The organism is Pseudoalteromonas sp. (assembly GCF_041613455.1).
In the GTDB taxonomy this organism is placed as follows: Bacteria; Pseudomonadota; Gammaproteobacteria; order Enterobacterales; family Alteromonadaceae; genus Pseudoalteromonas.
On the sequence record NZ_JBFJHD010000247.1, the window covers coordinates 1 to 4,149 of the forward strand.

Below are 4,149 nucleotides of genomic sequence, written 5' to 3' on the forward strand. Positions count from 1 at the left end.
TGTTAATTTTGAGCCAGCATTTAGCTGGCTTTTTTTTCTGCTGTTAGCGATTACTCGCTATTTCTATCGTCGTAGCCTAATGCCGCTACACTGTTTAAAAATAACCGCACTAATTCAGTTTGACGGCGCACCCCAGTTTTAGAAAAGATAGAGCGCAGGTGAGCACGGGCGGTATTACGGCGAATGTTCAGCTCTTCGGCCGCTTCTTCTAATGATAAACCATTGGTTAATTGTAGTGATAATGCCGTTTCTGCAGGCGTTAAACCAAACAGTTTTTTTGATATTTCAATACTGGTGGTCGATTTACCCACTGCATCGCGAATATAAATCACCGCCTTTTTTTGTCCTTTACCTTCGGCCCACCCTAATGAGGGGATCACTTCAATCACCACGCCTAAGGGGACTTCCCCTGAAGGGCGAGTTATAGACATCGCTTCTGGCATAGTTTGTTTACCTTCGGCTTGCGCAAAGGTGGCTTTAATCAAACGTTTTAATTCACGGTTATCGCTATTATCTTGTGCGGTTAATTTGCCGCCCATTATTTTTAGCCCATCTTGGGCATCTAAAATATGACTGGCAAAGACGTTTTTATCTAACACTTTACCGTGCTCATCTATGGTAATGGTAGCAATCGACAAGCGCCCGATAGCACGTGAATATAACGAACCTAATGAGGCACTACTATACAGCTGTAAAAAGGTAGAAATTGCCCGTCTAAAGTGCGGAATAAGTAATTGCACAAATTCTTTATCGGCTTGCGAAAAGTCTTGTTGCGCCTCACTACGGGTTACCCTAAACCTTAAATTGCCAACATTGGCGGTGCTAATATCTGTGGTTAACACATGATAAATATTGTTTTTTTCGCACCAGTGTTGGCGGTATGACGAATTTTTCCATTCGTTTTCATCCATAAAATCAGCCACGGTTAACACGGTATCGAGTGGCTGATCGGCAAATGGCGTTAACTTATATTGGTAGGGCAAATGCTGCACGTTGTCACTTTCTTCAAGTTGCTCACCAACAGCGATCATCAGTCCTAAATCGTCTTCTTCGGGGACTTTTAAAATTAACGTGACGTAGTTAGCTTTGAGTATCGTTTGAATTAGTTTAAGGGGGGTATTCCAGCTTAATGAACTGGTATCTGCTGATGCTTCGTATAATGCGTTGATTAACTCATTATAGGTTTCGAGACTGATATCTAATTGTGCCATTTTTCAACCTGTAGTTATTTTTTTTGATTAAAACCTGAAAACAAAACAAAAAAATAAGCATATTATAATATTAATTTATACTGCTATTTAATATTTCACTGGCTCCACTATCACTGTTATTGGCAAGCTTTGCAAGTGACTCATTGATTATCATTTAGTCTAAGCAAGGGTTTTAGCAATCAATATTAACAATTAAGTTTAGGGTGTAAAAACGCTGCTGAATGATGCCCTGTATGTGATTAAGTATTGCCGCCATTGTTGAGCGGCAACACTCAGTAACGCAATAAAATTAGGCGCTTGGGTAATCTGTATAGCCTGTTGCACCTGGCGTGTACAGCGTTTCTCGGTTGAATTTTGCCAGTGCTAATTGCTCGGCAAAGCGCGTGACTAAATCGGGGTTAGCAACATAATGCCGCGCAAATGACACCGCCTCGGCTTGCTGTGTGCTAATTACCTCAGCGGCAGACTCGCCATCAAAACCATCGTTAATGATCAAGGCGCCGTTAAATGCTTCGCGGCCCATTTTAAACGCATCAATATCAGCGCTCGGCGCGCGCATCATATGTAAGTACGCTAAATCTAAATCGGCTACAGCATTGAGTAATGCCAGATGACTCTCTGCTGGGTTTTCATCATTGGTATCGTTAAAACGATTCCCTGGGTTCATTCGCAGCCCAACTCGCCCTGCACCAAACACCGATGCCATGGCACGTAGGCACTCTGCAGCAAACTTAGCACGCGCAGCGGCGTTCCCGCCAAACTCATCATTTCGTTGATTTGAATCGGAGCATAAAAACTGCATCGGTAAGTAGCCACTGGTGCAATGCAGCTCCACCCCATCAAACCCCGCTTCTTTTGCGTTTTCAGCCGCTTGACGGTGCTCATCGATTACCTGCCATACTTGTTCAGTGCTAAGTGCCTGCGGCATATCAAAAGGCTGCATGCCCGCACTATCGGTATACACTTGCCCACGCGCTTGAATAGCTGAAGGCGCAACCGTGGCCACTTCATTCCCTTTAATGTGGTGCGAACCAATGCGCCCGGCATGCATAATTTGCAGCACAATTTTGCCACCCGCTTGGTGTACCGCAGCGGTTACCTCACGCCATGCTTGAATTTGTTTCGCGGTTTCAATCCCTGGTTGGCGATTATATGCCTGTCCTGTCACAACCGGCCAAGTGCCTTCAGCAACAATTAGTCCGGCACTGGCTCGCTGTGCATAATAGTCGCGCATTAAACGATTAGGTGTGCCGTCGGCATCGGCGCGATTACGTGTCATCGGCGCCATTATCACGCGATTTGCTATCGCTATATCACCGAGTTTGCAGGGGGTTAATAATGGGTTAGTTGTTGTCATACAATATCCTTAATCTAAAGCGGTGACCAATACCGCAGCTCGGCCACCATCAACCGGTAAACTCGCGCCGGTTATATAAGACGCATCATCGCTGGCTAAAAAGGCAATCGCACTGGCAAGCTCATCAGCACGCCCAACCCGGCCCATAGGAATAAGGCGGTTGGTGTTATTCAGCATACTTTCGTCACTGAGCATGCCTGCTGTGGCAGGAGTTTCAACTACAGCAGGTACTACCACATTAACGCGAATATTGTGCGCCGCACCTTCTGCTGCCGCGGCGCGCGAAAAGTTAACCACCGCCGCTTTAGAGGCGCTGTATCCGGCCATCATCGGGGTACCTAATTCGCCGCAAATAGAGGAAATATTCACAATAGCGCCGCCCTTGGCTTGCATTAACTGCATGGCGGTACGGGTGCCCCAAAAAGTACCATCCACCGAAGTGGTAAAGTTACTGTGCCACTGTTCGGTGCTCGTATCTGCAATGGCCCCATAAGAAAACGCCATGGCATTATTTACTAAAATGTCTAAACCACCATGTTGCTGTGCCGTCTGCTCGAGCGCATTAACAAACGCGTGCTCGTCGCTGACGTCAACTTGTATGGCATGGGCATTGCCGCCTTGATGACGAATCGTCTCGACTACATCATCTAACGGGCCTTGACTGCGGCCACAAATAATCACCGTGGCGCCTTCTTGGGCTAACCGCTGTGCGGTGGCAGCCCCTATCCCGCTACCGCCACCGGTAACAAAAGCAACTTTATCTTTAAAACGTGCTTGCATGGAAAATTCCTTATATCAATGATGTGCACAACCTAGGCTGCGCATGATGACTATGTGAAACGCGTTGCGTTAGGTGTATTTGAGTTTAACTTCGCTTGTTAATGGCACGGCTTGACAGCTTAGGGTTAACTTATTGGCCAAGTCTTTTTCATCGAGTACATCGTTATTGTTTAATTTTACTTGCCCTGCAACCACCTCACACATACACGATGCACACATCCCCTCTCGGCATGAGTAGGGTAATTCAATGCCTATTTTTTCAGCGGCATCTAATACGGTTTGACCACTTTCACAGGGGATAACATAGTGCTCACCATCAAACTCGAGCTGTATTGTGGCTGCCGGCAGGTTTGCTGCATCTGGCTGAGGCTCTACGACACTAATATCTATGGCGGGTGGCGGTACATTGGCGGAGGCAGCGTGTGCCGTACTTTTAGGCACGGCGCTGCTAAAGCGTTCAATATGAATGCGGCTGCGGGGGAATTTAGCCGCTTTAACAGCCGCTTCCATCGCATCCATAAAGGGCCCGGGGCCACAAATAAAGGCCCGTCCCTGCTGCATTCCTTCAGCAAGGGAAGTTAACAGCCCCAAAGAGGGTATCCCCTGTAGTGAATCTAATAGATGGATCACCTCAAGGCGCTCTGGGTACTGCGCCGTCAAGGTTTTTAAGGTGTGCTGAAATATCACCGACGCTTCATCGCGGTTGGCGTAAATTACACGCACTTTACCAGTGCCGTTAGTTAATACGTGACGCAAAATAGACAGCACTGGGGTCACCCCGCTACCACCAGCACATAACAA

Annotated in this window: 4 protein-coding genes; all 4 read right to left on the bottom strand. The window is 47.0% G+C overall.

Annotated features, from left to right (window positions below; all coding sequences use genetic code 11):
* Window positions 1–50: 50 nt before the first annotated feature.
* Window positions 51–1,211, bottom strand: coding sequence for a helix-turn-helix transcriptional regulator (locus ABYB02_RS15275; RefSeq protein ID WP_372763262.1), 1,161 nt, complete (start codon window positions 1,209–1,211; stop codon window positions 51–53).
* Between the two features lie 289 nt (window positions 1,212–1,500).
* Entirely contained in the window at window positions 1,501–2,568 is a 1,068-nt protein-coding gene (locus ABYB02_RS15280; RefSeq protein WP_372763263.1) for an alkene reductase, read from the bottom strand.
* 9 nt (window positions 2,569–2,577) lie between these two features.
* Window positions 2,578–3,348, bottom strand: a complete 771-nt coding sequence (locus tag ABYB02_RS15285; protein WP_372763264.1) for an SDR family NAD(P)-dependent oxidoreductase — start codon at window positions 3,346–3,348, stop codon at window positions 2,578–2,580.
* A 69-nt stretch (window positions 3,349–3,417) separates the two neighbouring features.
* Window positions 3,418–4,149: flavin reductase family protein (locus ABYB02_RS15290; RefSeq protein ID WP_372763265.1), on the bottom strand; the 732-nt coding region annotated here is incomplete at its 5' end.

Excerpts from the sequence above, each read along its gene's own strand:
- ABYB02_RS15275 (WP_372763262.1), bottom strand. The coding sequence starts at position 1,211 with ATGGCACAATTAGATATCAGTCTCGAAACCTATAATGAGTTAATCAAC.
- ABYB02_RS15280 (WP_372763263.1), bottom strand. The coding sequence starts at position 2,568 with ATGACAACAACTAACCCATTATTAACCCCCTGCAAACTCGGTGATATA.
- ABYB02_RS15285 (WP_372763264.1), bottom strand. The coding sequence starts at position 3,348 with ATGCAAGCACGTTTTAAAGATAAAGTTGCTTTTGTTACCGGTGGCGGT.